The sequence below is a fragment of the Sphingobium sp. genome (assembly GCF_036170395.1).
GTDB lineage: Bacteria > Pseudomonadota > Alphaproteobacteria > Sphingomonadales > Sphingomonadaceae > Sphingobium.
The window spans coordinates 26,094-52,781 of record NZ_JAVHPD010000062.1 but is presented as its reverse complement, the minus strand read 5'-3'; the positions used below and the strand labels follow the sequence as shown (position 1 = coordinate 52,781).

26 protein-coding genes are annotated in these 26,688 nt (G+C 66.4%); 12 read left to right on the top strand and 14 right to left on the bottom strand.

All coding sequences use genetic code 11. The features are described 5' to 3' along the window. The 5 genes from V2B31_RS16180 to V2B31_RS16160 all read right to left on the bottom strand — a co-directional run. On the bottom strand, positions 1-851 hold an 851-nt coding region (locus V2B31_RS16180), incomplete at its 3' end, for an NAD(P)(+) transhydrogenase (Re/Si-specific) subunit beta (RefSeq protein WP_328280410.1). Then, positions 851-1,135: an NAD(P) transhydrogenase subunit alpha gene (locus V2B31_RS16175; RefSeq protein WP_328280408.1), complete on the bottom strand. Its 285-nt coding sequence runs from the start codon at positions 1,133-1,135 to the stop codon at positions 851-853. The genes V2B31_RS16175 and V2B31_RS16180, both read right to left, overlap by 1 nt. A gap of 1 nt (position 1,136) precedes the next feature. Beyond that, positions 1,137-1,478, bottom strand: coding sequence for an endonuclease domain-containing protein (locus tag V2B31_RS16170; protein WP_328280420.1), 342 nt, complete (start codon positions 1,476-1,478; stop codon positions 1,137-1,139). Between the two features lie 159 nt (positions 1,479-1,637). Beyond that, positions 1,638-2,759 (bottom strand): NAD(P) transhydrogenase subunit alpha, encoded by a 1,122-nt coding sequence (locus V2B31_RS16165; RefSeq protein WP_328280406.1) that lies wholly within the window; start codon positions 2,757-2,759, stop codon positions 1,638-1,640. 34 nt (positions 2,760-2,793) lie between these two features. Then, positions 2,794-2,916 (bottom strand): aa3-type cytochrome c oxidase subunit IV, encoded by a 123-nt coding sequence (locus V2B31_RS16160; protein WP_328280404.1) that lies wholly within the window; start codon positions 2,914-2,916, stop codon positions 2,794-2,796. Between the two features lie 150 nt (positions 2,917-3,066). Between V2B31_RS16160 and V2B31_RS16155 the strand changes: the two genes are divergently transcribed. Both V2B31_RS16155 and V2B31_RS16150 read left to right on the top strand, forming a co-directional pair. After that, positions 3,067-4,515 carry a sigma-54-dependent transcriptional regulator gene (locus V2B31_RS16155; protein WP_328280402.1) on the top strand — a complete coding sequence of 483 codons (1,449 nt, stop codon included), beginning with the start codon at positions 3,067-3,069 and terminating at the stop codon, positions 4,513-4,515. Positions 4,516-4,561: 46 nt separating this feature from the next. Continuing rightward, positions 4,562-5,182, top strand: a complete 621-nt coding sequence (locus V2B31_RS16150) for a hypothetical protein (RefSeq protein WP_328280400.1) — start codon at positions 4,562-4,564, stop codon at positions 5,180-5,182. Positions 5,183-5,347: 165 nt separating this feature from the next. Here V2B31_RS16150 and ahpF read toward each other — a convergent pair whose 3' ends face one another. From ahpF to betI, 3 genes are all read right to left on the bottom strand, one after another. Continuing rightward, positions 5,348-6,928 (bottom strand): alkyl hydroperoxide reductase subunit F, encoded by a 1,581-nt coding sequence (gene ahpF / locus V2B31_RS16145; RefSeq protein WP_328280398.1) that lies wholly within the window; start codon positions 6,926-6,928, stop codon positions 5,348-5,350. A gap of 156 nt (positions 6,929-7,084) precedes the next feature. After that, positions 7,085-7,648, bottom strand: coding sequence for an alkyl hydroperoxide reductase subunit C (gene ahpC / locus V2B31_RS16140; RefSeq protein ID WP_328280396.1), 564 nt, complete (start codon positions 7,646-7,648; stop codon positions 7,085-7,087). A gap of 109 nt (positions 7,649-7,757) precedes the next feature. Then, complete coding sequence (gene betI, locus V2B31_RS16135) at positions 7,758-8,402, bottom strand: transcriptional regulator BetI (RefSeq protein WP_328280394.1); 645 nt, start codon at positions 8,400-8,402, stop codon at positions 7,758-7,760. A gap of 170 nt (positions 8,403-8,572) precedes the next feature. On the opposite strand from betI, the gene V2B31_RS16130 reads away from it, so the two are divergent. Then, on the top strand, positions 8,573-9,262 hold the full coding sequence (locus V2B31_RS16130; RefSeq protein ID WP_328280392.1) for an aspartate/glutamate racemase family protein: 690 nt from the start codon (positions 8,573-8,575) through the stop codon (positions 9,260-9,262). 188 nt (positions 9,263-9,450) lie between these two features. Here V2B31_RS16130 and ilvC read toward each other — a convergent pair whose 3' ends face one another. The 5 genes from ilvC to miaA all read right to left on the bottom strand — a co-directional run bounded on the left by ilvC (position 9,451) and on the right by miaA (position 14,337). Further along, positions 9,451-10,470: a ketol-acid reductoisomerase gene (gene ilvC, locus V2B31_RS16125; protein ID WP_328280390.1), complete on the bottom strand. Its 1,020-nt coding sequence runs from the start codon at positions 10,468-10,470 to the stop codon at positions 9,451-9,453. Positions 10,471-10,660: 190 nt separating this feature from the next. Continuing rightward, on the bottom strand, positions 10,661-11,176 hold the full coding sequence (gene ilvN, locus V2B31_RS16120; RefSeq protein ID WP_328280388.1) for an acetolactate synthase small subunit: 516 nt from the start codon (positions 11,174-11,176) through the stop codon (positions 10,661-10,663). Beyond that, positions 11,176-11,532: a hypothetical protein gene (locus V2B31_RS16115; RefSeq protein WP_328280385.1), complete on the bottom strand. Its 357-nt coding sequence runs from the start codon at positions 11,530-11,532 to the stop codon at positions 11,176-11,178. Before V2B31_RS16115 ends, ilvN begins: the two co-directional genes overlap by 1 nt. A 10-nt stretch (positions 11,533-11,542) precedes the next feature. Then, positions 11,543-13,294: an acetolactate synthase 3 large subunit gene (locus V2B31_RS16110; protein ID WP_328280383.1), complete on the bottom strand. Its 1,752-nt coding sequence runs from the start codon at positions 13,292-13,294 to the stop codon at positions 11,543-11,545. A 98-nt stretch (positions 13,295-13,392) separates the two neighbouring features. Next, positions 13,393-14,337 (bottom strand): tRNA (adenosine(37)-N6)-dimethylallyltransferase MiaA, encoded by a 945-nt coding sequence (gene miaA, locus V2B31_RS16105; RefSeq protein ID WP_328280381.1) that lies wholly within the window; start codon positions 14,335-14,337, stop codon positions 13,393-13,395. Here miaA and serB point away from each other — a divergent pair. The 3 genes from serB (at position 14,336) to V2B31_RS16090 (ending at position 17,169) form a co-directional block, all read left to right on the top strand. After that, positions 14,336-15,214 carry a phosphoserine phosphatase SerB gene (serB, locus tag V2B31_RS16100; RefSeq protein WP_328280379.1) on the top strand — a complete coding sequence of 293 codons (879 nt, stop codon included), beginning with the start codon at positions 14,336-14,338 and terminating at the stop codon, positions 15,212-15,214. The genes miaA and serB overlap by 2 nt on opposite strands. Positions 15,215-15,367: 153 nt before the next feature. Further along, the gene (locus V2B31_RS16095; RefSeq protein WP_328280377.1) at positions 15,368-15,622 is read left to right on the top strand and encodes a hypothetical protein; all 255 of its coding nucleotides are present in this window, start codon (positions 15,368-15,370) and stop codon (positions 15,620-15,622) included. A gap of 59 nt (positions 15,623-15,681) precedes the next feature. Further along, positions 15,682-17,169 carry a L,D-transpeptidase family protein gene (locus V2B31_RS16090; protein ID WP_328280418.1) on the top strand — a complete coding sequence of 496 codons (1,488 nt, stop codon included), beginning with the start codon at positions 15,682-15,684 and terminating at the stop codon, positions 17,167-17,169. Between the two features lie 54 nt (positions 17,170-17,223). On the opposite strand, the gene V2B31_RS16085 is transcribed toward V2B31_RS16090, so the two are convergent. After that, a complete protein-coding gene (locus V2B31_RS16085; RefSeq protein ID WP_328280375.1) occupies positions 17,224-18,765 on the bottom strand; it encodes a right-handed parallel beta-helix repeat-containing protein in 1,542 nt (513 codons plus the stop codon). A gap of 118 nt (positions 18,766-18,883) precedes the next feature. On the opposite strand from V2B31_RS16085, the gene V2B31_RS16080 reads away from it, so the two are divergent. The 6 genes from V2B31_RS16080 to nirD all read left to right on the top strand — a co-directional run bounded on the left by V2B31_RS16080 (position 18,884) and on the right by nirD (position 26,620). After that, a complete protein-coding gene (locus V2B31_RS16080) occupies positions 18,884-19,465 on the top strand; it encodes an ANTAR domain-containing response regulator (RefSeq protein ID WP_328280373.1) in 582 nt (193 codons plus the stop codon). Continuing rightward, positions 19,462-20,676, top strand: coding sequence for an ABC transporter substrate-binding protein (locus tag V2B31_RS16075; RefSeq protein WP_328280371.1), 1,215 nt, complete (start codon positions 19,462-19,464; stop codon positions 20,674-20,676). The genes V2B31_RS16080 and V2B31_RS16075 overlap by 4 nt, the downstream gene beginning before the upstream one ends. A 215-nt stretch (positions 20,677-20,891) precedes the next feature. Then, a complete protein-coding gene (locus V2B31_RS16070; protein WP_328280369.1) occupies positions 20,892-22,136 on the top strand; it encodes a nitrate/nitrite transporter in 1,245 nt (414 codons plus the stop codon). A 118-nt stretch (positions 22,137-22,254) separates the two neighbouring features. Continuing rightward, positions 22,255-23,463: a hypothetical protein gene (locus V2B31_RS16065; RefSeq protein ID WP_328280365.1), complete on the top strand. Its 1,209-nt coding sequence runs from the start codon at positions 22,255-22,257 to the stop codon at positions 23,461-23,463. Between the two features lie 309 nt (positions 23,464-23,772). Further along, a complete protein-coding gene (gene nirB, locus V2B31_RS16060) occupies positions 23,773-26,280 on the top strand; it encodes a nitrite reductase large subunit NirB (RefSeq protein ID WP_422247766.1) in 2,508 nt (835 codons plus the stop codon). A 4-nt stretch (positions 26,281-26,284) separates the two neighbouring features. Next, positions 26,285-26,620 (top strand): nitrite reductase small subunit NirD, encoded by a 336-nt coding sequence (nirD, locus tag V2B31_RS16055; protein ID WP_328280363.1) that lies wholly within the window; start codon positions 26,285-26,287, stop codon positions 26,618-26,620. The last annotated feature ends 68 nt before the right edge of the window (positions 26,621-26,688 follow it).

Here is a 26,688-nt window from a genome sequence, read left to right as displayed (position 1 = left end):
TCCGCGCCGAAGCCGCCGGCGATCACGCTGATGAAGCTGCGGTTCATCGCCTTGCACATGATGTAGGAGAGGATCGCGCCCGACGATCCCACCAGCGCGCCGGTGATAATCATCGCGCTGTTGCCCAAGGTAAAGCCCATCGCGGCCGCCGCCCAGCCCGAATAGCTGTTCAGCATCGACACCACGACCGGCATGTCCGCCCCGCCGATCGGGATGATGAGCAGGAAGCCGATGACGAAGCTCAGCGCCGTCACGGTCCAGAACACCCAGGGGCTCTGGTCGGTCACGAAATAGGCGACGAGGCCCAATATCGCGGCCAGCGTGCCCAGGTTGATGATATGCCGCCCCGGCAGCATGATCGGCTTGCCCGACATGTTGCCGTTCAATTTCAGGAAGGCGATGACCGATCCCGAAAAGGTGATCGCGCCGATCGCGACGCCGAGCCCCATCTCGACCCGGCTGGCATTGTGGATCTCGTCCGTCAGCGGATCGAGAATGCCGAACGCGCCGGGGTTGAGATAGGCCGCCGCGCCGACGAACACCGCCGCCAGGCCGACCAGGCTGTGGAAGGCCGCGACGAGCTGCGGCATGTCGGTCATGGCGATGCGGCGGGCGATGATGAAGCCGATGCCGCCGCCGACCACGATCGCGCCGATGATCTCGGGCAGGCTCACCACATCATGGGTGTAGAGGGTGGTGGCGACGGCGATCGCCATGCCGGCCATGCCCATGCGGTTGCCGCGCCGGCTGGTCGCCGGGCTGGACAGGCCGCGCAAAGCGAGGATGAAGAGGACGCCGGCGATCAGATAGGCGAGCGCGACGAAGGGCGAAACGGGCGCAAGTTCGTGCATCACTTGCGCTCCTTCTTCTTGTACATCGCCAGCATCCTCTCGGTAACGGCAAAGCCGCCGAAGATGTTGACCGATGCGAAGACCACCGCAAGCAGCCCCAGCACCTTGGCCGCGATGCTGCCGGCCTCCGCCGATGCGACCAGCGCGCCGACGATGATGACCGACGAAATCGCGTTGGTGACCGCCATCAGCGGCGTATGGAGCGCCGGCGTCACCGACCACACGACATAATAGCCGACGAAACACGCCAGCACGAAAACCGACAGGATGGAAATGAAGTCCATTCTAGTCCTCCCCTATTTGCCCCTTGGCCGTCGTCACAATGCCCATGACGGCAGCCTCCAGTTCGTTCAAAATATCGACAGCCGGTATGCGAAGAATGGTAAGTCCTTTAGCCGCAAACCAGCCGTCACGTTGCTCGTCTCTTTGCGGCGCGCCGCCGCGATTATGTGCTTCGCCATCGACCTCGATCACGAGCCGCGCTTCGTGACAATAGAAGTCGGCGACGTAGGGGCCACAGGGGTGTTGACGACGGAATTTGAAACCTCCAGGGCGCTGGCGCAGGACTTGCCAGAGCTTCACTTCGGGCAGCGTCATCTCGCGCCGAAGCTGCCGTGCCCGATCCATCCGCCCCTGCAACACCCTCATCCTCCCCTGTAAGGGGAGGTGGCGACCCGCAGGGTTGACGGAGGGGTGTCACCCTCTCGATAGCGGGACACCCTCCACCACCAGCTTCGCTGGCGGTCCCCCTCCCCTTGCAGGGGAGGATGGGGACCAAGCCCAGCATCACCCCAACAACCGTTCGTTCACGACCCTGCCGCCCTGTGTCAGGCGGATGGCGTTGCCGATTTCCTCGTCCAGCACGGGTGCGTTCTTGTCCTTGTCCCAGAAGGCGGACAGGAAGTTGAACAGGTTGCGTGAGAACAGTGCGGAAGCGTCGGTCGCCAGCCGCGATGGCACATTGCGGTGGCCCACGATCTTCACGCCATGCCGCTCGACCACTTCGCCCGGCACAGCGCCCTCGACATTGCCGCCCTGTTCGACGGCGAGGTCCACGATGACGCTGCCCGGCTTCATCGTCGCGATCTGCGCGTCGGTGATGAGGCGCGGCGCGGGCCGGCCCGGTATCAGCGCCGTGGTAATGACGATGTCCTGCTTGGCGATATGGGCGGAGACGAGTTCGGCCTGCGCGGCTTTATATTCGTCCGACATTTCGGTGGCGTAGCCGCCCGTGCCTTCGCCCTCGATGCCGGCGACCTTCTCGACGAAGATCGCCTTGGCCCCGAGCGACTCGATCTGCTCCTTGGTCGCGGCGCGCACGTCGGTCGCGCTGACCTGAGCGCCCAGCCGCCGCGCGGTGGCGATCGCCTGCAGGCCGGCAACGCCGACGCCCATGATGAACGCCTTGGCCGCCGACACGGTGCCCGCCGCCGTCATCATCATCGGGAAGGCCTTGCCATATTCGGCCGCGGCGTCGAGCACTGCCTTGTAGCCCGACAGGTTCGACTGGGACGAGAGGATGTCCATCGACTGCGCACGGGTGATGCGCGGCATGAACTCCATCGCCAGCGCTTCATAGCCCGCTGCGGCGTAGGCATCCACCCGCGCCCGCTCCCCAAAGGGATTGAGGCCCGCCACGATCCATGCGCCGGGCTTCGCGCCGGCAAGGCTCTCGACCGCCGGACCCTGCACGCCCAGCACGATGTCGGCCCCGGCCAGCACCGCAGCGCGGTCCGCCACGGTCGCGCCCGCCGCCGCATAGTCGGCGTCGGCGATCGAGGCGGTCAGGCCAGCCCCGGCCTCCACCGCTACCTCGGCCCCCAGCCCGATGAACTTCTTCACCGTCTCCGGCGTGGCGGCGACGCGCTTCTCGCCCGCCGCCTGTTCCTTTACCACCGCTATCTTCATTATCGTTATATCCTCCCCTGTTGCCGATCCCGCTTCAGGTCGCGATCAGCAGCACCACCAGAGCGGCCACGGCGACACTTGCGATCGTGCCCCACTTCATCAGCCCCACGAACCCCGCATAGGTTTCGTTCGCGGCCTTCATGTCGTTCGACGCCATTTTCACTCCCTTTCGCAGCGATTGGCGAATCTCTTATCCACAAGCCGCCCCCCCCTCAACCCGCAGGGTCACAAGAAAATCTTTCGGGGTTAAGCGCGCCTTTACCCCTGCGCCCTAGGGTCGGTCGCCTGTTGCAATTGAGGGGTGGCCATGGCGCGCGAGGGCGTTCCCATGCTGATGCTGATCGACGACGAGCCGGCCCAGAGGCGGCTCGTGTCGGCGCTGGCCGCCCGCGCCGGGTGGCGGACGATCTTCGCGGCGGACGGCGAAACGGCGATCGCGACCCTGGGCACGCAGGACGGGATGATGCTGGATGCGATCATTCTCGACCAGTGGAGCCCGGACTATCAGCCCTCCGGCCTGATCCGCGAAATCCGTGCGCGCCGCCCTGCGCTGCCGATCCTGATTCTCACCGCGCACAATAATGTCGCGGTCGCGGTGGAGGCGATGCGGGCCGGAGCGACCGATTATCTCTCTAAGCCGATCGCGCCCGATCGCCTCCTCGCCGCGCTCAACGCGACGCTGGCGGACGGGGCGAATGCCGGGGAGTTGCGCCCGCTCACCGAAAAGATCACCGCACCGCTCTCGTTCGAGGATGTGGTCGGCTCGGCCCCGCAATTCCGCGCCGCGCTCGCCATCGCGGCGAAGGCGGCGCGCGCCCGCGTGCCCGTGCTGATCGAGGGCGAGAGCGGCGTCGGCAAGGATGTGATCGCCCGCGCGATCCATGCCGCTTCGCCGCGCCACAAACAGGCGATCGTCACGGTGAATTGTGGCGCGATCCCCGCCAATCTCGTCGAATCGGAGCTGTTCGGCCATGAGCGCGGCGCTTTCACCGGCGCGTTCGACCGGCATGTCGGCAAATTCGCCGCCGCCGACATGGGCACCATCTTCCTCGACGAAGTCAGCGAAATGCCGCTCGACGCGCAGGTGAAACTGCTGCGCGTGCTCCAGGATGGCGAAGTGCAGCCCATCGGCGCGCGCCGCCCGATCCATGTCGACGTGCGCGTCATCGCCGCCACCAACAAAAGGCTGATCGAGGAGATAGAGGCGGGCCGCTTCCGCGAGGATCTCTATTATCGCCTCAACGTCGTCCAGCTTACCGTTCCGCCCCTGCGCGAGCGGATGGGCGATATTCCCGCGCTCTGCCGCCACCTGCTTGCCCGCATCGCGACTCAGCCAGGCCTCCGCAGCCTCGGCCTTACCGACGATGCGCTCGCGCTGCTGATGCAGCATGGCTGGCCGGGCAATGTCCGTCAGCTCCAGAACGCCCTGTTCCGCGCCGCCGTGCTGTGCGAGGGCGACGCGCTCACCCCGCTCGATTTCCCGCAGATCGCCGCCCAGATCGAGGCGCAGGCGAGCGCCGAGGTGCATCAATTGCGCCCGCGCGCCGTGCAACAGCCGCATCGCGACGGCGCGGGCATCACCCTGTTCGAGGGCGACGGCCATGTCCGCCAGCTCGCCGAGATCGAGGCCGATGTCATCCGCCTCGCCATCGGCCATTATCGCGGCCGCATGACGGAGGTCGCGCGGCGGCTCGGCATCGGCCGATCCACTCTCTATCGCAAGCTCGCCGAACTGGGCATCGACAGCGCCGCCTGAACCACGGGCGTTGAATGTTCCGCCCGGCTATGCTTTGGAGCATGGCATGACACGCGCTCTTCTCGCCGCCAGCCTTCCCCTCCTGCTGCTTGCCGGTTGCGGCCGCACCGAGCCGGTGGGCGACATGCCGAGCCAGGAACAGCTCGCCGCCGCCGCCAACGCCGCCGCCGCGACCGCGCTCGCCAACGCGCAGGCCGACGCTGCCGAAAGCCGCAACTATGTGAACGAGGCGCGGGGCTTCTCCATCACCCTGCCGGAGGGGTGGACGATCGACAAGGCGGCGAGCAATGCCGACGGCGTCGTCTATCAGGATCCGGGCGCAGGCGCGGACGTGCGGGTCTTCTGGCAGAAGAACGACAATGACGAAACGCTCCAGCAGATCGTCGAGGCGGTGAACGGCGCCTCGGAGGGGGTGGACGGCGACTTCATCGGCGAGAATGAATATCGCGGCACCGCCAATGACGGCGAAGGCAACAATGTCGTCGTCCGCCTGCTGCGCCAGCCCGACGGCGCGATCGTGTCCGCGACCTTCGTCTATCCCGAAATGCTGAGCGAGCAATATCAGGCCATGTCCGGCACTGTCCTCGACAGCCTGCGCACCTTCCCGGTGAAAGGCGCGAAACCCGCGCCACCCGCCGCCGACAATGCAAGCAACGCGGCGGAGTAAGGCGCCATCACCATCCTCCCCTGTAAGGGGAGGTGTCGCGCGCGAAGCGCGTGACGGAGGGGTGTCACCCTATCGAAATGGGGACACCCCTCCGTCTGGCCTGCGGCCATCCACCTCCCCTTCCAGGGGAGGATGACGAGGGTCACCCCGCTCGGCTTGCCCAGGTCAGGCGGCCTGCGCCACCTCTTCGCTCGCGGGCAGGCGGATGAGGTAATCGAAGGCGGACAGCGCCGCCGTCGATCCCGCTCCACAAGCGATCACGATCTGCTTGTAAGGGACCGTGGTGCAATCGCCCGCCGCGAAGATGCCCGGCTGGCTCGTCTCGCCGCGCGCGTCGATCTCGATCTCGCCACGCGGGGAGAGGGCGATCGCGTCCTTCAGCCATTCCGTGTTGGGGACGAGGCCGATCTGGACGAAAATGCCTTCCAGCTCGACATCATGCTCGGTGCCGTGATTGCGATCCTTGTAGGAAAGGCCCGTCACCCGCTCGCCATTGCCATCGACCCTGGTCGTCAGCGCCGAGGTGATGATCTTGACGTTCGGCAGGCTGGCGAGCTTGCGCTGAAGCACCGCGTCGGCGCGCAACTGGCTGTCATATTCGATCAGCGTCACATGGGCGACGATGCCGGCCAGGTCGATCGCGGCCTCCACACCGCTGTTGCCGCCGCCGATCACCGCGACGCGCTTGCCCTTGAACAAAGGACCGTCGCAGTGCGGGCAATAGGCCACGCCCTTATTCTTATATTCCTCCTCGCCCGGCACGCCCATCTGCCGCCAGCGCGCGCCGGTCGAAAGGATGACGGTGCGCCCTTTCAGGCTCGCGCCATTTTCCAGCACGACCTCATGATAGCCGCCCTCGGCGCGCGCCGGGATCAGCTTCGCCGCCTTCTGGAGGTTCATGATCTCGACGTCATAATCCTTGACGTGCGCCTCCAGCGCGGAGGCGAGCTTCGGCCCTTCGGTGCGGCTCACGGAGATGAAATTCTCGATGTCCATCGTGTCGAGCACCTGCCCGCCGAAGCGCTCGGCGGCAACGCCGGTGCGGATGCCCTTGCGCGCCGCATAGATGGCTGCCGCCGCGCCGGCGGGACCGCCGCCGACCACCAGCACCTCGAACGGCTCCTGCTTGCGGATTTTCTCGGCCGCGCGCGCTTCCGCGCCGCTGTCGATCTTCGCGACGATCTGCTCCAGTTCCATCCGGCCGCTGGCGAAAGGTTCGCCGTTCAGGAACACGGTCGGCACCGCCATGATCTTGCGGGCGTCGACTTCCTCCTTGAACAGCGCGCCGTCGATCGCGACGTGGCTGATGCGGGGGTTCAAGACGCTCATCAGGTTCAGCGCCTGCACCACGTCGGGGCAGTTCTGGCAGGAGAGCGAGAAATAGGTCTCGAACGCGAAGTCGCCGTCCAGATCCTTGATCTGCTGGATCAGATCCTGCGCCGCCTTCGAAGGATGCCCGCCGACCTGAAGCAGCGCCAGCACGAGACTGGTGAATTCATGCCCCATCGGCAGCCCGGCGAAGGTCACGCCGATGTCGGTGCCGACGCGGCGGATCATGAAGCTGGGGACACGCCTGTCGCTGCCCGTGGTGAGGCTCACCTTGTCGGACAGCTCGGCGATTTCGCCCAGCAATTCCTTCATTTCGCGCGACTTAGCGCTGTCGTCCAGCGACGCCACCAGCTCGATGGGCTGCGTGATGTTCGCCATATAGGCCTTCAACTGGCCCTTGAGATTTGCGTCCAACATGATCGTAGCTCCGTTGATGGCGCGCCTGCCGGAGAGGCGCGAAGGCCCATGCGCCGGACGGTGCGACCCGAAGACCCGGCGGATGCGGCTGTTATTGGAAAGTCTCGCCGGGCGGGCGCGTCAGCGCGACCCGTCCCGGCGATGCCTGTCGGCGGCTTAGATCTTGCCGACCAGGTCGAGCGACGGCGCGAGCGTCTCGGCGCCTTCTTCCCACTTGGCGGGGCAGACTTCGCCCGGATGGCTGACCCAATATTGAAGCGCCTTCACCTTGCGGAGCAGTTCGGCGGCGTTGCGGCCCACGCCCTCGGGGGTGATTTCGACCAGCTGGATCACGCCCTCGGGATCGAGCACGAACGTGCCGCGATCGGCGAGGCCCACGCCTTCACGCAGCACGCCGAACTGGTTCGACAGCGCGTGATTCTGGTCGCCCAGCATATAATAGTTGATCTTGCCGATCGCCGGCGAGGTGTCGTGCCACGCCTTGTGGCAGAAATGCGTGTCGGTCGACACCGAATAGACTTCCACGCCCATGCCCTGAAGGGTGGGGTAGATATCGGCCAGGTCTTCCAGCTCGGTCGGGCACACGAAGGTGAAATCGGCCGGGTAGAAGAAGAAGACGGCCCACTTGCCCTTCACATCGGCATCGGTGACGTCGACGAACTTGCCTTCCTTGTACGCGGTGGCCTTGAACGGCTGAAGGGGGGTGTTGATAAGAGCCATGGGCTATCCAGTTCCTTGTTGAAGGGGTTGCTGTTGCGACGCAGCATGTAGGAAGCCTGCAAGGCGATGGGAAATTGGTTTTCTCTAACCTGCTTAGTGAGAAAAGCGATTAATCGAGGCTGCTTTGATCGTCGTTTCCGTCCAGCGGCGAAAGCGACCGCTCCATCGCATCGGCGACCATCGCCTGGGCTTCTTCCGGCGAAAAGGCGGATCGGTCGAGGCAAAGCTCCAGCCACAGCCCATCGACCAGCGCCTGCAGGCTGATCGCGGCGATCCGCGCCTGCTGCGCCGACATGGCGGGCGCTGCGGCGCACAGAAGCTGCTCCATCTGCCGCCGCGTCGCACCATAGACGTCGGCATGGACCGCGGCGATTGACGGGTCGGACTTGACCAGGCTCCAGAAGGCGATCCAGGTCGCGAGCAGGTCCGGGTCCAGGATCGGCCCGGTGAAATTGGCCTGGAGGCAGGCGCGCAGCCGGTCGCGCGGATCGTCCCCCGCCGCTTCGACCGCAGCGTCCAGCGTCGCCGACACTTTCGCGCCGACATCGCGATAGGTCGCCAGGATCAGCGCGTCGACGCCGTCGAAATAATGGGTAAGCAGCCCCGAAGACACGCCCGCCCGCGCGCAGATCGCCCGCACCGACGTTCCGGCCACGCCCTTTTCGGCGAGGCAGCGCGCGGTCGCCTCGATCAGCGCTTGCCGCCGCACATCGGGTGTCTCCCGCACGAACCGCGCTCGTGATCCCGCGCCCATATCCGCCCCAATTCCTCTCTTTTGCCCCAAACCCCTTTGCGCCGGGACAGCGGCGCTGGCAAGGCAGCGCCGCTTCTGGGCGCTGGCATCTCCCTTCGCTTGCGCTAAGAGGGGGTAGGGCGAAGGCCGCGCCCGCCGGCGTGGCCGCTCAAAGGGAGACAGGGATCATAATGCGCAAACTCGGCCTGATCGGCGGTCTTAGCTGGACGTCCACCGCCCGCTATTATCAGATCATCAACCAGGCCGTGCACCGCGCATTGGGCGGCCAGCACAGCGCGCCGCTGCTGATCGAAAGCCTCGATTTCGCCGAAGTCGCCCGCTGCGCGACGCAGCAGGACTGGGATTGCGCCGCCGGGCAGTTGATCGCCTCGGCCCGCCGGCTGGAGCAGGGCGGGGCTGAAACCCTGCTCATCTGCGCCAATTCGATGCACCGGGTTTACGATCAGGTGCAGGCGCAGGTCGGCGTCCCGATCATCCATATTGCCGATGTGGTGGGCAACCGGATGCAGGCGGACGGGATCGAGCGCGCGGCGCTGATCGGCACGCGCAACGTCATGACCGAGAAATTCTACCGCCAGCGGCTGGTGGCGAAGGGCGTGTCGCTGCTCCCCGCCGACATGGACCTCGCCGACCGGATCGACCGCATCGTCTATGACGAACTGACCGTGGGCAAGCCATCCAAGGAATCCGAACGCTTCATGAAGTCGGAACTGACCGACATCGCCAAGCAGGATGTGCAGGCGGTGGTGCTGGCCTGCACCGAACTGGAACTGATCGTCGATGTGAAGGCCAATGTTCTCCCCATCTACGACTGCACCCACATCCACGCCAAGGCCGGGGTGGATTTCATCCTGGGGTGAGGATGCCGGCGCGATGATGCGCCTTCCGTCCCTTGCGGAAGGCGTAATCACCTCAATTGTCATCCCCGCGAAAGCGGGGATCCATCTCCAGCGCTATCCTCTTGATGTGGGGTCGGGAGATGGATTCCCGCTTTCGCGGGAATGACGTGGCTGGGTTCGCCGCCCTCCTTGCCGAGGGTTAGGCAAAGTCAGTTCTTTTCCTGATCCACCAGCTTGTTGGCCGTGATCCACGGCATCATCGCGCGCAGCTTGGACCCGGTTTCCTCGATCGCGTGACGCTTGGAGGCGATGCGGCTCGCCTTCAGCTCCGGCTGGCCGGCGCGGTTGTCGAGCACGAAGTCCTTGACGAAGCGGCCCGACTGGATGTCGGCCAATACGCGCTTCATTTCCTTCTTGGTTTCTTCGGTGATGATGCGCGGGCCGGTCTTGATGTCGCCATATTCGGCGGTGTTGCTGATCGAATAGCGCATGTTGGCGATGCCGCCCTCATACATGAGGTCGACGATCAGCTTCAACTCGTGCAGGCATTCGAAATAGGCCATTTCCGGGGCATAGCCGGCCTCGACCAGCGTCTCGAAGCCCGCCTGCACCAGCGCGGTCGTGCCGCCGCACAGCACCGCCTGCTCGCCGAACAGGTCGGTTTCGCATTCCTCGCGGAAATTGGTCTCGATGATGCCGCTGCGACCGCCGCCGACTCCGCTAGCATAGGAGAGGGCGATGTCATGCGCGTTGCCGGTCGAATCCTGATGGACCGCGATCAGGCAGGGCACGCCGCCGCCGCGCTGATATTCGCTACGCACGGTATGACCCGGCCCCTTGGGCGCGATCATGATGACGTCCACGTCGGCGCGCGGCTCGATCAGCCCGAAATGGACGTTGAGGCCATGGGCGAAGGCCAGAGCCGCGCCGGGGCGCAGATTGGCGTGGATGTCGGCGGAGTAGATCGCGGCCTGATGCTCGTCGGGGGCGAGGATCATCAGCACGTCGGCCCAGGCGGCCGCTTCCGCGTTCGGCAGTACCTTGAAGCCAGCACCCTCGGCCTTCTTGGCGCTCGGCGAACCGGCACGCAGCGCGATCGCCACTTCGGCGACGCCGCTGTCGCGCAGATTCTGCGCGTGGGCATGGCCTTGGCTGCCATAGCCCAGAATGGCGATCTTCTTCCCCTTGATGAGGCCAATATCCGCGTCGCGGTCGTAATAAACCTTCATGTCTCGTCTCTTCCCGTTCCAATATCTCCCTCCCCCCTTGAAGGGGGGAGGATACGAAATCTTGGGCCGGCGCAGCCGGTCCTAGATGAAGTTGGAGGGGGGCAGTCGCGCCGCGCCCCCTCACCCAGCTGCGACTAGGGCACTGCGTGCCCGAGTCTCCGCAACCCTCTCCCCCAGGGGGAGAGGGAATCTAGTTCGCCTCTTTCCCCCGCATCAGCCCGACGACACCCGTCCGCCCGACCTCGACCAGCCCGATCTGCCGCATCAGGCCGACGAAATTGTCGACCTTCTCGGTCGTGCCGGTGATCTCGAAGATGAAGCTCTCGATCGTCGTGTCGACCACCTTGGCGCGGAACACGTCGGCCAGGCGCAGCGCCTCGATCCGGTCCTCGCCCGTGCCCGCCACCTTCACCAGCGCCAGCTCGCGCTCGACGAAGGGGCCTTCCTCGGTCAGGTCGGTCACTTTGTGCACCGGCACCAGCCGGTCGAGCTGCGCGATGATCTGGTCGATCACCTTGGGCGGGCCGTTGGTGACGATGGTGATGCGGCTGATCGCATGGTCGGCGCTGATGTCCGCCACAGTCAGGCTGTCGATATTATAGCCGCGCGCGGTGAACAGCCCCGCGATGCGCGCCAATATGCCCGCCTCGTTCGACACTGTCAGCGACAGGACGTGCCGCTGGCTGGTTTCTTCCTGGATATGCATCAGATGCTGGTTCCGTGATCCTGATGGTCGTCTGCGACCCTGTCGTGCCGCTGCGAAATCATGGCGACGAAGGCGAAATGCCAGTCATTGTCGAGCCGGTGGGCGAGCCGTACCGGGAAGCCCGCCACCGCGTCGAACATCCGCTCCAGCCGCTCGCCGACATAGCGCGGCCCCACCAGCAGCGTCCCGATGTGCCGCTTGTGGAAGTCGAACCCATGGTCGAGATGCACTTCCCATTCCTCGTTTTCCGGGTCGGCATGATCCACAGTCCAGCCGGTCAGTTCCGCCGTCCCCGCCTCACGATCGAAATCCCACGGCTCGGTCACATGGATGCGCAGCTTCAGATGCCCAGTCACTGCACGATCCTCATACCAGCGCTTTCGCCTCGTCGGACATGACGCCCGCGATCTGCCGGGGATCGAGCAGCATGTCGGTATGCGCCGCGCCCGACGGGATGATCGGGAAACAGTTGGACAGCTTCGCCACCCGGCAATCGACGATCACCGGCCCGTCGGTCTCCAGCATCTGGCGGATGCCGCTCTCCAGTTCCTGCGGCCCTTCGATGCGGATGCCGGTCCAGCCATAGGCTTCGCCCAGCTTCACGAAGTCGGGCAGGCTGTCGGAATAGCTGTTGGAATAGCGGCTTTCATAGGTCAGCTCCTGCCACTGGCGGACCATGCCCATATATTCATTGTTGAGGATGAAGATCTTGACCGGCAGGCGATATTGGCTGGCGGTTCCCATTTCCTGGATGTTCATCTGGATCGAGGCGTCGCCCGCAATGCAGATGGAGAGGCTCTCGGGATTGCCCATCTGCGCGCCGATCGCGGCGGGAAAGCCGTAGCCCATGGTGCCGAGCCCGCCCGAGGTCAGCCATTTGTTCGGCGCCTCGAACCCGAAATGCTGCGCCGCCCACATCTGGTGCTGGCCGACTTCGGTGGTGATGATGACATCCTTGCCCGTGGCGACGCAGGCCTTGTAAAGGTCGGCGATCGCGCGCTGCGGCATGATCTCGACGCCGTCTTCGGCATAGTCCAGGCTGCGCTTGGCGCGCCAGCCCGCGATCCGCGCCCACCATTCGGCGAGGTCGGCTTGTCTGTGGCCCCGCTGCTTCCAGAGCGCGATCATGTCATCGAGCGCGCTGCCGACATCGGCCACAACCGCGACATCGACGTCCACGATCTTGTTGATCGAACTGCGGTCGATATCGATATGGATCTTGCGTGCATGGGGCGCGAACGCATCCAGCCGCCCTGTAACGCGATCGTCGAAGCGCGCGCCGACGCACAGGATCAGGTCCGCCTGGTTCATCGCCCAATTGGCCTCATAGGTGCCGTGCATCCCCAGCATCCCCAGCCACTGGTCGGAGGAGGCGGGGAAGGCGCCCAGCCCCATTAGCGTCGACGTGACCGGCGCGCCGGTCAGCGCCGCCAGTTCGCGGAGCAACGCGCTGGCTTCCGGCCCCGAATTAATGACCCCGCCGCCGGTGTAGAGGATCGGCCGCTCCGCCGCCGCCAGCATCTCGACCGCCGCGTCGATCGCCGCGGCGTCCGCCTTGGTCTGCGGGCGATAGCTGGCATGGACCTGAAGCGCCGGCCGGGCATAGGGCGCGGTCGCGATCTGGACATTCTTGGGAATGTCGATGACGACCGGGCCGGGGCGGCCGGTGGTGGCGATATGGAACGCCTCATGGACGACCTGCGCCAGCTTCGCCGGATCTTTGACCAGATAATTATGCTTGGTGCAGTGGCGCGTGATGCCGACCGTATCCGCTTCCTGGAAAGCGTCGGTGCCAATGAGCTGCGTCGGAACCTGGCCTGTGATGACGATCATCGGGATCGAATCCATCAGCGCGTCGGTGATGCCGGTAACCGCATTGGTCGCGCCGGGGCCGGAGGTGACGAGCACGACGCCGGGCTTGCCGGTCGAGCGCGCATAGCCCTCCGCCATATGGGTCGCGCCCTGTTCGTGGCGGACGAGGACGTGCCGGATCGTGGGATGATTGTAGAGCGCGTCATAAATGGGCAGCACCGCGCCGCCCGGATAGCCGAACACGACCTCGACGCCCAGATCGACCAGGCATTCGACCAAAATGTCCGCGCCGCTCTTTTCGGCCACGAGATAACTCCTTCGATATACAGACCGCGCCTTTGCGCGCCTGCGCCGGCGATGGCAAGGCGCCTGCCTCTAGTGGACATAAAATGGCAGGTCAATAGCTAACTTTGAAATTTAATTACCAATTCAGAGATGATTTTGTCATCTATTGCGCGATATTCGCGCGGCCATTGGTCGGGCGGCTGGTGCGCGAACCAGGTATATTGCCGCTTGGCATATTGTCGCGTCGCGGTGCGCGCTTTGGCCAAACAGCTGTCCCACTCGCTGTTCGCTTTAAGGGCTTCGGCGATCTCCGGGACCCCGATCGCCCGCATCACCGGCAGCGCGGGATCGAGCCCGCGCGCCAGCAGCCCTGCGACCTCCGCCGCCGCGCCCCGCTCGATCATCTGCCCGAACCGCCGGTCGCACCGCTCCATCAGCCACGCGCGCGGCGGCAGCAGGATCAGCGGTGCAAGGGCGATCCTGTCGCCGATCCCGCCCGCCTTGTGCGCCTGCCAGCTTTTGAGAGTCCGTCCCGTCGATCGCACCACCTCCAGCGCCCGCGCGACCCGCGTCGTGTCGGCGGGGGCGAGGTGGGCGGCGGCCTCCGGGTCTTCGCGGGTCAATGCTGCATGGGCCTCCGCCACCGGCATCGCCCGCACCTGCGCTCGCACGGCGGGATCGATGTCAGGAACCGGCGCGATCCCGTCCAGCAAGGTGCGGATATAAAGCCCAGTCCCGCCCACCAGCACTGGCAGCCGGCCTGCCTCATGCGCCGCCTCGATCTCCGCCTTCGCCTCGCCCGCCCAGCGCGCGGCGGTGCACGCCTCCGCCCCGTCGATATGGCCGAACAGCCGGTGCGGCACGTCGCCCATTTCCTCCACCGTCGGCCGGGCGGACAGGATCGACAGGTCGGCATAGACCTGGCTCGCATCGGCATTGATGACGACCCCGCCCGCCGCCTTCGCCAGCGCCACCGCCAGCGCGCTCTTGCCGCTGGCGGTCGGCCCGGCAATAAGCGCGACCCGTGGGCGGGATTCGCCGGTTCTGGGTTCGGGAGTAAGCATGTTCGTCGCGACCTTAGTGGCAAGTGGCTCCATGGGGCAGGGGGATATTGCGCAAGCGACCGGCCGGCTCGGCGCCGCCGGCTGCACGCCTGCGACAAGCGTCTGGCTGGACGAGGGGAAGGCCGCCGACATCTTCTTCGGCATGGACCCCGTCACCGCCCGCGCCGTCCTCACCGACATCGGCGAGGGCATCGACGTCATCGTTCAGCCCGCCGCCACCCGCGCCAAATCGCTCCTTATCGCCGACATGGATTCCACAATGATTACCGTGGAGTGTATCGACGAACTCGCCGACTATGCCGGCATCAAGCCGCAGATCGCCGAAATCACCGAGCGGGCAATGCGCGGAGAACTGGATTTCGAGGGCGCGCTGCATGGCCGCGTCGCGCTGCTCAAGGGCTTGCCCGACAGCGCCATCGACCAGTGCCGCGCCGAGCGCGTCAGGATCATGCCCGGCGCAAAGGCGCTGGTCCGCACGATGAAGGCGCGCGGCGCAAGGACACTCCTGGTGTCGGGCGGCTTTACCCGCTTCACCGGCCCGGTGGCGGCGGAGATCGGCTTCGACACCCATGTCTCCAACGTGCTGGACATCGCGGATGGCGCGCTCGCAGGCACAGTCCAGACCCCGATCGTGGACGCCGCGCGCAAGCGGGCCGAGCTGGAGGCGGCGATCGCCAGCGGCATCGACCGGGCGCTCACCCTGGCGGTCGGCGACGGCGCGAACGACATCCCGATGATCGAGGGCGCTGGCCTCGGCGTAGCCTATCACGCCAAGCCCAAGACCCGTGAAGCGGCCGCGGCGGAGATCGTCCATGGCGACCTTTCGGTCCTGCTTTACGCGCAGGGCATCGCCGCCGCCGACTGGGTCATGGACTAACGGCTCGGCGCTCCCGTATAACGGCCTGCCGTCATTTCGCTGCGGTAATGGATTAAATCGCCCGGTCGGGCGTTAGCGTCCAGCCGCACGGGTCGCGGCATCAAAGTCAAAAGGCGTGACGGCCTCTGCGCCCGACACGTCCAGGGAGATGATATGCACCTAAAATATCTGGCAATCGCCACGGGCGGTCTGCTGGCGCTCGGCGCCTGCACCAGGAATGAAGCGCCGGTCACCACCGCGCCGCCGATCGGCCCCGGCGCGATCGCCGGCACCGTCGCGGCCGATCGCGACGGCGACGGCTATGTCGACGGCTATTACACCGCCGACGGCATCTATCATGCCGTTCAGGGTCCGCCCTGTCCGCCGCCGCCGCCGCCCCCGCCGCCGCGCCGGGGAGAACGCGGCTGATCCACGCATCGGATCGGGCGCGGCGATCCCGCCGCGCCCGCTCGCTTCTTCCCCTGCTGCTGATCGCCGCTTCGGCGCTCCCACAAAGCGCCGCCGCGCAACCGGACGCCGCACAGGCTGCCCGGTCGAGCGTCGCGGCCGAGATACGGGCGCAGGTCGGCGGCAAATATAAGGATTTCTACGCCCCGCGCGGCTATTGGCCGCTGTGGGTGGAGCAGGACCGCCTCGGCCCCCAGGCGGACGCGCTGCTCGCCCTCATCGATGATGTCGAAGTCGACGGTCTCGATCCGCGCGACTATGACGCGCGCGCCCTCCGCCGCCTGATCGAAGAGGCCGACGCTTCCGCCGATCCCAAGGCGCTCGCCCGCGCCGACTTGGCTCTCTCGCGCAGCTTCGCCAGCCTTGTCGCCGACATGCGCCGCCCGGCGCGCGGTCTCAGGATGCGCTATCTCGACCGGGAGGTCGAACCGCGCGACCCCGATCCGTCGGACACGTTGCGCGTCGCCGCGCTCGCCCCTTCGCTCACCGACTATATCCGCAGCGCCGGCTGGATGAGCCCGCTCTACATGCGCCTGCGCAGCGCCCGCGCCGACTATGGCCGCAAATGGGGCGACCTGCCGGCGGTCCTAATCCCCGCCGGCGTGAAGCTGCGTCCGGGCGGCAAAGGCGAGGCTGTGGCAATGCTCCGCTACCGCCTCGGCCTGCCCGACGGCGCCAGCTACGACAAGGCGCTGGCGGCAAGGGTCCGCGCCTATCAGGCCGATCATGGCCTCCACCTCGATGGCGTCGCCGGCGCGATGACCATCGCCGCGCTCAACCAGGGGAGCGACCGCTACGAGCAGGCGCTCGCCCTCAACCTCGAACGCGCGCGCCTGCTGCCCGGCCCCGGGACTCGCCATGTGGTGGTGGACGCCGCGTCCGCTCGCCTCTGGTACTATAGCAAGGGCGCGCTCGACGGCACGATGAAGGTGGTCGCCGGCGCGAAGGAGAGCCAGACCCCGATGATGGCGGGCATGATCCGCTACGCGACGCTCAACCCCTATTGGAACATCCCGCCCGAACTGGTCGAGCGCAAGGTCGCGCCCAAGATCCTCGGCGGCGGTTCGCTCAAAGCCATGCGCTACGAAGCGCTGGCCGACTGGAGCGCCAACCCCGCGCCGCTCGCCCAGAGCGCGATCGACTGGAACGCGGTGGCGGCGGGCCGGCAGGAGGTGCGCGTCCGCCAGCTTCCCGGCGGCGACAATGCGATGGGCCGGGTCAAGTTCATGTTCCCCAACGACCTTGGCATCTATCTTCACGATACGCCCCAGCGCGCGCTCTTCGCCAAGGAGGATCGCCACTACAGCAATGGCTGCGTCCGGCTGGAGGACGCCCAGCGCCTCGGCCGCTGGTTCTTCGGCAAGCCCCCCGCCGCAGACGGAAGCGCGCCCGAACAGCATCTCCCGCTACCCCAGCCCGTGCCCGTCTATCTCACCTACCTGACCGCCGTCCCCACCGACCAGGGTGTGCGCTTCCTGCCCGATGTGTATGATCGAGATAGCGACTAAACCGTCACCCCGGACTTGTTCCGGGGTGACGATAAAAGTGAAGCCGGTAATCTCCTACCGCGCCTCGAAGATCGAAATCCGCCTCGGCTGCCGCAACCGCACCGGCTCCCCCAGCTCACGCGCCAGCATCGCCAGCATCCAGGCGCGATGCTGCGCCATGAAGGCGGGGAAGCCGTCGGGCCTGGCGGGATCGAACACCGGCACCGCCCAGTCCGCCGGCACGTCGCGATAGGGCAGAGTGGACCCGCCCGCATCCTCGCCGGGCCGATCGACATGCGCCCCATAAAAATCATTCTTCTCGAACCGGATGAAACTGGCCGGATCGAACCCCGCCCTGATGAGATAATCCGGCCCGCTCCGCCCGCTCTCGCTGCCATAGCGCGCCGTCCCCGCGACATTGAAGACATTGCCAACGAACCGCACGTCGCGCGCCCACCCGTCCCAGTTGGTCGCCACCACCATCTGCACGTCCATGCCTTTCCCGACATGGATCACGTTGCGCTCGATCAGCGCGTCGGACACATTGCCCGACAGCTGGAAGATCCGCGTCCCGTCGTTGCGGCTGACGTTGAACCGCGCCACCGTGCCGCGGTTGCCCAGATTATCCTTGTCGTTGGGCCGGGGCGAACAGATCAGCAGGAAGCCGCCGGCATTGTCGTGGCTGTAATTGTAGAGGATCGTCGTCCGCCGCGAATTGAAATCGGAATCGAACCCCTGCCCGTCATAGCGGGTGACGGTATGCGCGGCCTCGTTCAATTGGATCAGGCTATTGTCGGTGCTCCACTGCCAGATGCCCGCATTATATCCGGGCGCGCGGCTGCCGGCGTAGCGGACGATATTATGCTCGACCAGCGCCCCGTCGGTGCCGCGCGGCACGATGCCGTCGCCGCCTATATCCTCGACCAGATTGTCGCGGATCACCACCCGCTCGCTCGGGAACCAGTCGCGCGCGGTCACGCGGTCGCTGATCCCGGCGATGCCCGACCGGTCGACCTTCCACACGATGTTGCGCTCGATCCGCAGGTCGTGGAAGCGGGTCGGCCGTTTCTGCCCCACCGCGCGGAAGACAATGCCGCCATTATCCTTGCGGCTGTTGATGCCCCGCACGTCATGCACATACATGTCCTGCACCCGGATGCCGCGCGTCACCCCGCGATCCTCCGCCGACACCAGCACGCCATGCCGCAATGCCGGCGTCGGCGCGTCGTTCGTCACCTCCAGCCCGCTCAGCGTCACATATTCGGCGTTGATGATCCCGACCGCATGGGCCGACACCCCGCCGGCATCGATGCGCGGCCGCGGTCCCGCGCCGGTCGCCGCCACGCTGATCGGCGCGTCCTTCTTGCCCGACCGCGTAATCGTCAGCGCCTCGCGCCAGACCGATCCCGCCACCAGCAATATCCGGTCGCCGGCCTTCAGCGGCTGGCGATTGACCCGCGCCAGCGACCGCCACGGCCGGTCCGCCGCCGTCCCGCTGGCGCGATCGTCGCCGACACGGGAATCGATGAAATAGGTCTCGGCATGGGCCGCCGCGCTCAGGCCGGACGACAGCAGGATGGCGAGCAGGGACAGACGGAACAGGATCATCATCTCCATCACGGTTTCGCAAACCCGCGCTGAATAGCGGGTGAAGCCGCTACGGCAAGCGCTTGCCTCTTGACCTTGCCGCGCCGTTGCCCGACCTGCTCGTCCCCATGCCCGGCGGTCCAGCCTCATGCGAATCGTGATTATCGACGACAGCGGCCTGCGCGCCACGGTGCTGGAGGATGGGCTGCGCGAGGCGGGCTATGACGATATCCATATCGTGCCCCCGCGCGGCGCCTTCGTCGCCCGATTGGAGCGCATGGCCCCCGACGTCGTGCTGATGGACCTCGGCAGCCCCAGCCGCGACACGCTGGAGGAGATGCTGACCGTCAGCCGCGCGCTCGCCCGCCCGATCGCGATGTTCGTGGACCAGTCCGACGAAGCGATGATCGGCGCGGCGATCGACGCCGGCGTCTCCGCCTATGTCGTCGATGGCCTCCGCAAGGAGCGGGTCAAGCCCGTGCTCGAACTCGCCGTCCGCCGCTTCAACGCCTTCTCGAAAATGCAGGCGGAACTGGAGGAAGCGCGCACCGCGCTGCACGATCGCAAGATCATCGACCGCGCCAAGTCCATCCTCATGAACCAGCGCAGCCTTTCCGAACAGGATGCCTACGCCCTGCTGCGGTCGAGCGCGATGAACCAGGGCAAGAAGATCGTCGATGTCGCGCAGGCGCTGATAACCGCCAGCGACCTGCTCGGAGGGGGGCTATGACCGTTCATCTGAAGATCGCCTTCCTGCCGCTGAACGACGCCGCCGTGCTGGTCGCCGCGCGGGAAAAGGGCTTTGCGGAAGGCGAGGGGCTGGCCCTCGATCTCGTCCGCACGACCAGCTGGGCGACGCTGCGCGACCGGCTCGTCTTCGGGCAGGTCGACGCCGCGCACATGCTCGCCCCGCTCGCGGTTGCGGTGACGCTTGGCCTCAGCCAGCAGGCCGCGCCGATCGCCGCGCCCTACAAGCTCGGCGTCAACGGCAACATGCTGGTGATGGCTAGCGACTTCGCCAAGGCGCTGGAGCCGGACGTCGCCGCCCGCATCGCCGATCCGCTCGCCGCCGCGCATGATTTCGCCGCCGCGATCGGCTTGTGGCGGCGCAAGCCCGTGATCGGCGTCGTCCATCGCTTCTCCAGCCATGCGCTGATGCTGCGCTACTGGCTGGCGAGCGCGGGCGTCGATCCCGACCGCGACGTGCTGCTGCGCGTGCTGCCGCCCTCGCTGACGGTGGAAGCGATGCGCGCGGGCGAGATTGACGGCTTCATCGCCGGCGAACCCTGGGGCAGCGCAGCGGTCGAGGCGGGCCTTGCCGAAACCGTGGCGACCGGCGAGCGCATCTGGCGGCGCGGGGTGGAGAAGGTGCTGGCTTTCCGCGAGCGCTGGATGGAAGAGAATCCCGATACCGTGGACCGGCTGCTGCGCGCGTTGGCGCGGGCGGCGGCCTGGTGCGACGATCCGGCCAACCATGCCGCGCTCGCCGATATGCTGTCGGATGGCCGATATATCGACCAGCCCGCCGATCTCATCGCCCGCGCCCTCTCCGGCCAGATCGTTGCGCGCGCAGGGGAGGGGCCGATCGCCCATCCCGATTTCATGCTCTTTGCCCGGGAAGCCACGCCCTTCCCCTGGCGCAGCCAGGCGCTGTGGATTTATTCGCAGCTCGTCCGCTGGAACATGGTGCCCCATGATCCGGTCGCGGCAACGAAGGCGGGCGGGGTGTTCCGCCCGGATGTCTATCGCCGCGCGCTTGCCAACCTGGATGTCGCGATGCCGGGCGCGAGCATGAAAGTGGAGGGCGCGGTCGATCGCCCGCTTGGCGTCGGGTCGCGGCGCGGCGAACTGACGCTGGGGCCGGATCGATTCTTCGACGGCCGGATTTTCGATCCCGAACGCATCGACGACTATCTCGCCGGCTTCCCGCCGCCCCGCTGAAACCAGGCGCAATTTTGTGCCTTGCAACATGAAGCGAATCGCGGGATAACATCAGGGTCGCGCGACGAAGCGCGCTTATTTGGATGCGTCGTCCCAAGGGCGGGCCGCGCATCCTCTCCACATCGCAGCAAAGCCGCTGACCGGACACGCCTCACATGCGCCTGTCCGGCCTGCGGCTTTTTTCATGTCCATTTCCGTTTATTGGGGGACGTATCATGGCTACCGCTTATTGGGATCGCGACACGCAGGACAGTTCGCCCGCCGCCGCGACCAGCTTCTGGAAGGCCGGCCACGCGCCGACTCTGATCGCCGCCTTCCTCTATTTCGATCTCGCCTTCATGGTGTGGGTGCTGCTCGGCCCGCTCGCGCCGATGATTTCCAAGACTTTGCTGCTGACCCCTGCAGAAAAGGGGCTGATGGTGGCGACGCCGACGCTGGCGGGCGCATTCCTGCGCGTCGTGAACGGCCTGCTGGTCGACCGCATCGGGCCGAAACGGTCGGGCGCGATCAGCCAGATCATCGTCATCGCCGGCCTGTTCTGCGCCTGGGCGATGGGGGTCAACAGCTTCGGCGGCACGCTGGCGCTGGGCGTGATCCTGGGCTTTGCCGGCGCGAGCTTCGCGATCGCCCTGCCGCTTGCCAGCCGCTGGTATCCGGCCGAACATCAGGGCAAGGCCATGGGTCTCGCCGGCATGGGCAATTCGGGCACGGTGCTCGCCGCCCTGTTCGCGCCGATGCTGGCGAAGCTGTTCGGCTGGAACGCGGTGCTGGGCCTCGCCTGCATCCCGCTCTCTATCGTGTTCGTCGCCTATATGCTGATGGCGAAGGACGCGCCAAACGCGCCGCCGGCCAAGCGGCTGGTCGATTATTTCGAGCCCTTGAAGCAGGCCGACGCCTGGTGGCTGATGGCCTTCTACTCGGTCACGTTCGGCGGCTTTGTGGGCCTCGCCGCGTCGCTGCCGATCTACTTCACCGACCAGTTCGGCCTGACCCCGGTCATCGCCGGTTACTGCACCGCCGCCTGCGTCTTCGCCGGATCGCTGGTGCGGCCGATGGGCGGCGCGCTCGCCGACAGGATCGGCGGGTCGAAGGCGCTGATGATGGTCTTCGTCGTGGCCGCCCTCGCGCTCGCCGGCGTGGGCTTCGCGCCCACCCTCGCCAGCGCGCTCGGCCTGTTCGTGGTCGCGATGCTGGCGCTCGGCGCCGGCAACGGATCGGTGTTCCAGCTGGTGCCGCAGCGCTTTCAGGCGGAGATCGGCGTCATGACCGGCCTTGTCGGCATGGCGGGCGGGGTCGGCGGCTTCTACCTCGCCAGCTCGCTCGGCCTCGCCAAACAGCTGACCGGCAGCTTCGCCCCCGGCTTCCTGATCTTCGCCGGCCTCGCGGTCGCGGCGCTGATCGGCCTCGCCCTCGTCAAGGGCAAGTGGCGCGCCACCTGGACCAGCGGCGCGCGCATCTGATCGCCGCCGTGCTCCTGCGAAAGCAGGAGCCCAGGGCGTCAGTGCGGTGCGCCTGAGACCCTGGGCTCCGGCTTTCGCCGGAGCACTGATTGCCTGTCCTAGAGGGGACAATAATCCGATGAAATATCTTCTCGCATCGGCGGCCGCCATGGCCGTCGCAGCGCCGGCCTGCGCCCAGCAAATCGCGCTCAAGCCCGTCGCCGAAGCCCGCCTGCGCTATGAACAGGCCCGGCAGGACGGCCTTCCCACCGAAACGAGCGACGCACTCACCGCCCGCCTCCGCGCCGGCGTCACCGCCGCCAGCGGCGGCTTATCGGCGATAGTCGTGGGGCAGGGGAGCCTCGCCCTCATCGACGATTATTATGACGGCGTGAACGACGCGGCCACTCGCCCGATCGTCGCCGACCCGCAGAATATCGCCCTCTATATCGCCCAGCTTCGCTATCAGACCAAGGCGCTGGCCCTCACCGCCGGCCGCCAGAAACTATCGCTGGACGACGAGCGCTTCGTCGGCAACGTTGCCTTCCGCGACAATGCCCAGACCTTCGACGCCGTGCGCGCCGAACTCACCCCGGCCAAGGGGCTGAAACTCGACCTCGCCTATGCCTGGAGCGTCCGCACCATCTGGGGCATAGACGGCAAGGGCGCGCGGCAGCAGGCGATCAGCGGCGACAATCTCTTCGCCAACCTCTCCTACGCGACGCCGGTGGGCACGCTGACGGGCTTTGCCTATCTGGTCGATCAGGACGAAGCAGCGGTGCAGGGCTTCCGCCTGTCGAGCCAGACCTACGGCCTGCGGCTCGCCGGAATCCAGTCGCTCTCCAAAGCGGCGAAAATCTCCTACCAGTTGAGCCACGCGCGTCAGTCCGACTATCACCGCAACCCCAACGACTACCGCGCCGACTATTGGCTGGCCGACGCGACGCTGGACGTGAAGGGATGGAAGCTCAACGCTGGCTATGAAGTGCTGGGCGCGGACAAGGGGGCGGCGCTCACCAGCTTCCAGACCCCGCTCGGCACCAATTTCAAATTCCAGGGCTGGGCCGACAAATTCCTCACCACCCCGGCCAACGGTGTACGGGATTTCTATGTCGGCGGCGGCTATGGCTGGAAACAACTGGGGCCGCTCGCGGGCGTCAGCCTGTCGGCGACCTGGCATCGCTTCAAGAGCGACCGGCTCGACCTCTATTATGGCGACGAATGGAATCTGCTCGCCTCGGCCAAGCTGAAGAAGACGATGCTGTCCGTCCGCTACGCCCATTATGACGCCAAGGCGCTGGGGACAAACACGGAGAAGCTCTGGCTCCAGGCCGACTGGACCTACTGACCGCGTCTTAATGCCGCAACCCTTGCTGTTCCCCGGCGCAGGCCGGGGTCCAGTCGGGAGCGTGGAACTGGACCCCGGCCTGCGCCGGGGAACGATAGTATCGGCACGCGCCAATTCCTGCTTGAGCCGGTAAGCGAATCGGCTTATGCTGCACCGCAAGAGGACAAGGCTGTCCTCGCTCCCATAGCCGCGACGATCCACGGACGGATCGACAAGGCGCTCATGATGGCAAGGCCGCCATCCAGACGTTCGGGTTCAAGCCCGAGTGTCTGGATGGCGGCCTTTTTTGTTTCGGAAAAGGGACGGGCAATGGAATCGCAGGTCAGAGACGACAGCAGGGCAGGGGCGGAGGACGACATGCTCGTCCCGTTCGAGGATGTCCGCGAACATCTGGTGGTCGTCGGCAACGGCATGGCCGGATGCCGCGCGGTCGAGGAACTGCTGGCGCGCGACGCGGACCGTTACCGCGTCACCATCTTCGGGGCAGAGCCGCATGTGAACTATAACCGCATCATGCTCTCGCCGGTGCTGGCGGGCGAAAAGACGTTCGATCAGATCGTCATCAACGACGCCGCTTGGTATGCCGACAATGGCATAGAGCTGATCGCCGGCGATCCCGTCACCGCGATCGACCGCGCCGCCAAAACCGTCACGAGCCGATCGGGTCGCACCTTGGGCTATGACCGGCTGCTGATCGCCACCGGCTCCGATCCCTTCATCATCCCGGTTCCGGGCAAGGATCTGCCCGGCGTCATCAGCTTCCGCGACATGAAGGATGTGGACGCCATGCTGGAGGCCGCCGGGAAAGGCGGCGACGCGGTGGTCATCGGCGGCGGCCTGCTCGGCCTCGAAGCCGCGCACGGCCTGTCCTTGCGCGGCATGAAGGTCACCGTCATCCATCTCATGGACACGCTGATGGAGCGGCAGCTCGACGAAGCGGCGGGCTGGCTGCTCAAGAGCGCGCTGGAGGCGCGGGGCCAGACGATCCTGACCGGCGCGAACACCGCTGAGATTTACGGAGAGGGCAAGGTCGAAGGCGTGCGCCTCAAGGACGGGCGCGACATTCCCGCGAGCCTCGTCGTCATGGCGGTCGGCATCCGCCCCGCGACCGCGCTGGCCCGTGAAGCCGGCCTCGCGGTCAATCGCGGCATCCTGGTCGATGACCATATGGTCACCAGCGACCCCGCCGTGCTGGCGGTAGGCGAATGCGTCGAGCATGACGGCAATGTCTATGGCCTGGTCGCGCCGCTGTGGGACATGTGCCGCAGTCTCGCCGACGGCCTCACTGACCGGCATAGCGGCTACAAGGGCTCGGTGACCTCGACCAAGCTCAAGGTCGCCGGGCTGGACGTCTTCTCCGCCGGCGACTTTTCGGGCGGCGAAGGCTGCGAGGACATCGTCCTGCGCGATGCGTCGCGCGGCGTCTACAAGCGCGTTGTCGTCAAGGACGACCGCATCGTCGGCGCGGTGCTTTATGGCGACACGGCGGACGGTGGCTGGTATTTCGACCTGCTCCGGCGCGAAGAGAATATCGCCGACATCCGCGACCTGCTGATCTTCGGCCAGGCTTTCGCCCAGGGAGGGGGCGCGCTGGACCCTAAGGCGGCCGTTGCGGCGCTCTCGGACGATGCCGAGATTTGCGGCTGCAACGGCGTATCCAAGGGCCAGGTCGTCGCCTGCATAGACCAGGGCGCATGCAGCCTCGATGCCGTGCGTGCGACCTGCAAGGCGTCGGCGAGCTGCGGCAGCTGCACCGGCCTCGTTGAAAATCTGCTCAGCGTCGTTCTGGGCGCGGAGGTCAAGGCCGGCCCCAAGACGCTATGCAAATGCACCAGCTTCACCCATGAAGATGTGCGGCGCGAGATCGTCGCCCAGTCGATGCGCTCCATCCCCGAAGTGATGCAGCGGCTCCACTGGACCACCCCGGACGGCTGCGCCTCCTGCCGCCCCGCGCTCAATTATTACCTGCTCTGCGCGTTGCCCGGCGACTATCAGGACGACCAGCAGAGCCGCTTCGTCAACGAACGGATGCACGCCAACATCCAGAAGGACGGCACCTATTCGGTCGTCCCGCGCATGTGGGGCGGCCTTACCAATCCCCGTGAACTGCGCGCCATCGCCGACGTGGTCGAGAAATACAACGCGCCGATGGTCAAGGTGACCGGCGGCCAGCGGCTCGACATTTTCGGCATCAAGGGCGAGGATCTGCCCGCCGTCTGGGCCGATCTCAACGCCGCCGGCATGGTCTCGGGCCACGCCTATGGCAAGTCGCTCCGCACGGTAAAGACATGCGTCGGCTCCGAATGGTGCCGCTTCGGCACGCAGGATTCGACGGGCCTTGGCGTCAAGACCGAGCGGATGACCTGGGGCAGCTGGATGCCCCACAAGTTCAAGATCGCCGTGTCGGGCTGCCCCCGCAACTGCGCGGAAGCCACGATCAAGGATTTCGGCATCGTCTGCGTCGATTCGGGCTATGAACTCCATGTCGGCGGCAATGGCGGCATCCATGTCCGCGCCACCGACCTGCTCTGCAAGGTCGCGACCGAGAGGCAAGCGCTCGACTACTGCGCCGCCTTCATCCAGCTCTACCGCGAGGAAGCCCGCTATCTGGAGCGCACCGCGCCCTGGATCGAGCGGGTCGGCATCGATTATGTGAAGAGCCGGATCGTCGAGGACGACGCCGGCCGCGAAGCGCTGCGGGCGCGGTTCCTCTATGCGCAGAGCTTCAGCCAGGACGACCCCTGGGCGGAGCGCGCCGCCGGCGACCGCGCCGACCTGCACCAGCCGCTCGCCCCTATCGCCATCGCTGCGGAGTAAGACCATGACCGACTGGATCGACATCGGCACGCTGGCCGACATCCCCCCGCGCGGCGCGCGCACCGTTCATATGGTCGGCGAAAAGGAAATCGCCGTCTTCCGCACCGGCGACGACCAGGTCTTCGCGCTGGTCAACGAATGCCCGCACAAGAAGGGGCCGCTCTCCCAGGGCATCGTCCATGGCCACAGCGTCGCCTGCCCGCTCCACAACTGGACCATCGCGCTCAAGACCGGCGAAGCACAAGGCGCGGACAAGGGCTGCACGCCGACAGTGGCGGTGCGGATGGCGGGCGAGCGCATCCTTATCGCCCGCCCCGAGCCGGCGAGGGCGGCGGCGTGAGCGAATACATCAAAAAGCCCCTCCCCTTCAGGGGAGGGGTTGGGGTGGGGTCTGGCCCCAAGCGCAGC

What these genes read in the sequence shown, in the direction of transcription:
- V2B31_RS16175 (WP_328280408.1), bottom strand. Translation starts at nt 1,135, where the DNA reads ATGGACTTCATTTCCATCCTGTCGGTTTTCGTGCTGGCGTGTTTCGTC.
- V2B31_RS16170 (WP_328280420.1), bottom strand. Translation starts at nt 1,478, where the DNA reads ATGGATCGGGCACGGCAGCTTCGGCGCGAGATGACGCTGCCCGAAGTG.
- V2B31_RS16165 (WP_328280406.1), bottom strand. Translation starts at nt 2,759, where the DNA reads ATGAAGATAGCGGTGGTAAAGGAACAGGCGGCGGGCGAGAAGCGCGTC.
- V2B31_RS16160 (WP_328280404.1), bottom strand. Translation starts at nt 2,916, where the DNA reads ATGGCGTCGAACGACATGAAGGCCGCGAACGAAACCTATGCGGGGTTC.
- V2B31_RS16155 (WP_328280402.1), top strand. Translation starts at nt 3,067, where the DNA reads ATGGCGCGCGAGGGCGTTCCCATGCTGATGCTGATCGACGACGAGCCG.
- V2B31_RS16150 (WP_328280400.1), top strand. Translation starts at nt 4,562, where the DNA reads ATGACACGCGCTCTTCTCGCCGCCAGCCTTCCCCTCCTGCTGCTTGCC.
- ahpF (WP_328280398.1), bottom strand. Translation starts at nt 6,928, where the DNA reads ATGTTGGACGCAAATCTCAAGGGCCAGTTGAAGGCCTATATGGCGAAC.
- ahpC (WP_328280396.1), bottom strand. Translation starts at nt 7,648, where the DNA reads ATGGCTCTTATCAACACCCCCCTTCAGCCGTTCAAGGCCACCGCGTAC.
- betI (WP_328280394.1), bottom strand. Translation starts at nt 8,402, where the DNA reads ATGGGCGCGGGATCACGAGCGCGGTTCGTGCGGGAGACACCCGATGTG.
- V2B31_RS16130 (WP_328280392.1), top strand. Translation starts at nt 8,573, where the DNA reads ATGCGCAAACTCGGCCTGATCGGCGGTCTTAGCTGGACGTCCACCGCC.
- ilvC (WP_328280390.1), bottom strand. Translation starts at nt 10,470, where the DNA reads ATGAAGGTTTATTACGACCGCGACGCGGATATTGGCCTCATCAAGGGG.
- ilvN (WP_328280388.1), bottom strand. Translation starts at nt 11,176, where the DNA reads ATGCATATCCAGGAAGAAACCAGCCAGCGGCACGTCCTGTCGCTGACA.
- serB (WP_328280379.1), top strand. Translation starts at nt 14,336, where the DNA reads ATGTTCGTCGCGACCTTAGTGGCAAGTGGCTCCATGGGGCAGGGGGAT.
- miaA (WP_328280381.1), bottom strand. Translation starts at nt 14,337, where the DNA reads ATGCTTACTCCCGAACCCAGAACCGGCGAATCCCGCCCACGGGTCGCG.
- V2B31_RS16095 (WP_328280377.1), top strand. Translation starts at nt 15,368, where the DNA reads ATGCACCTAAAATATCTGGCAATCGCCACGGGCGGTCTGCTGGCGCTC.
- V2B31_RS16085 (WP_328280375.1), bottom strand. Translation starts at nt 18,765, where the DNA reads ATGGAGATGATGATCCTGTTCCGTCTGTCCCTGCTCGCCATCCTGCTG.
- V2B31_RS16080 (WP_328280373.1), top strand. Translation starts at nt 18,884, where the DNA reads ATGCGAATCGTGATTATCGACGACAGCGGCCTGCGCGCCACGGTGCTG.
- V2B31_RS16075 (WP_328280371.1), top strand. Translation starts at nt 19,462, where the DNA reads ATGACCGTTCATCTGAAGATCGCCTTCCTGCCGCTGAACGACGCCGCC.
- V2B31_RS16070 (WP_328280369.1), top strand. Translation starts at nt 20,892, where the DNA reads ATGGCTACCGCTTATTGGGATCGCGACACGCAGGACAGTTCGCCCGCC.
- V2B31_RS16065 (WP_328280365.1), top strand. Translation starts at nt 22,255, where the DNA reads ATGAAATATCTTCTCGCATCGGCGGCCGCCATGGCCGTCGCAGCGCCG.
- nirB (WP_422247766.1), top strand. Translation starts at nt 23,773, where the DNA reads ATGGAATCGCAGGTCAGAGACGACAGCAGGGCAGGGGCGGAGGACGAC.
- nirD (WP_328280363.1), top strand. Translation starts at nt 26,285, where the DNA reads ATGACCGACTGGATCGACATCGGCACGCTGGCCGACATCCCCCCGCGC.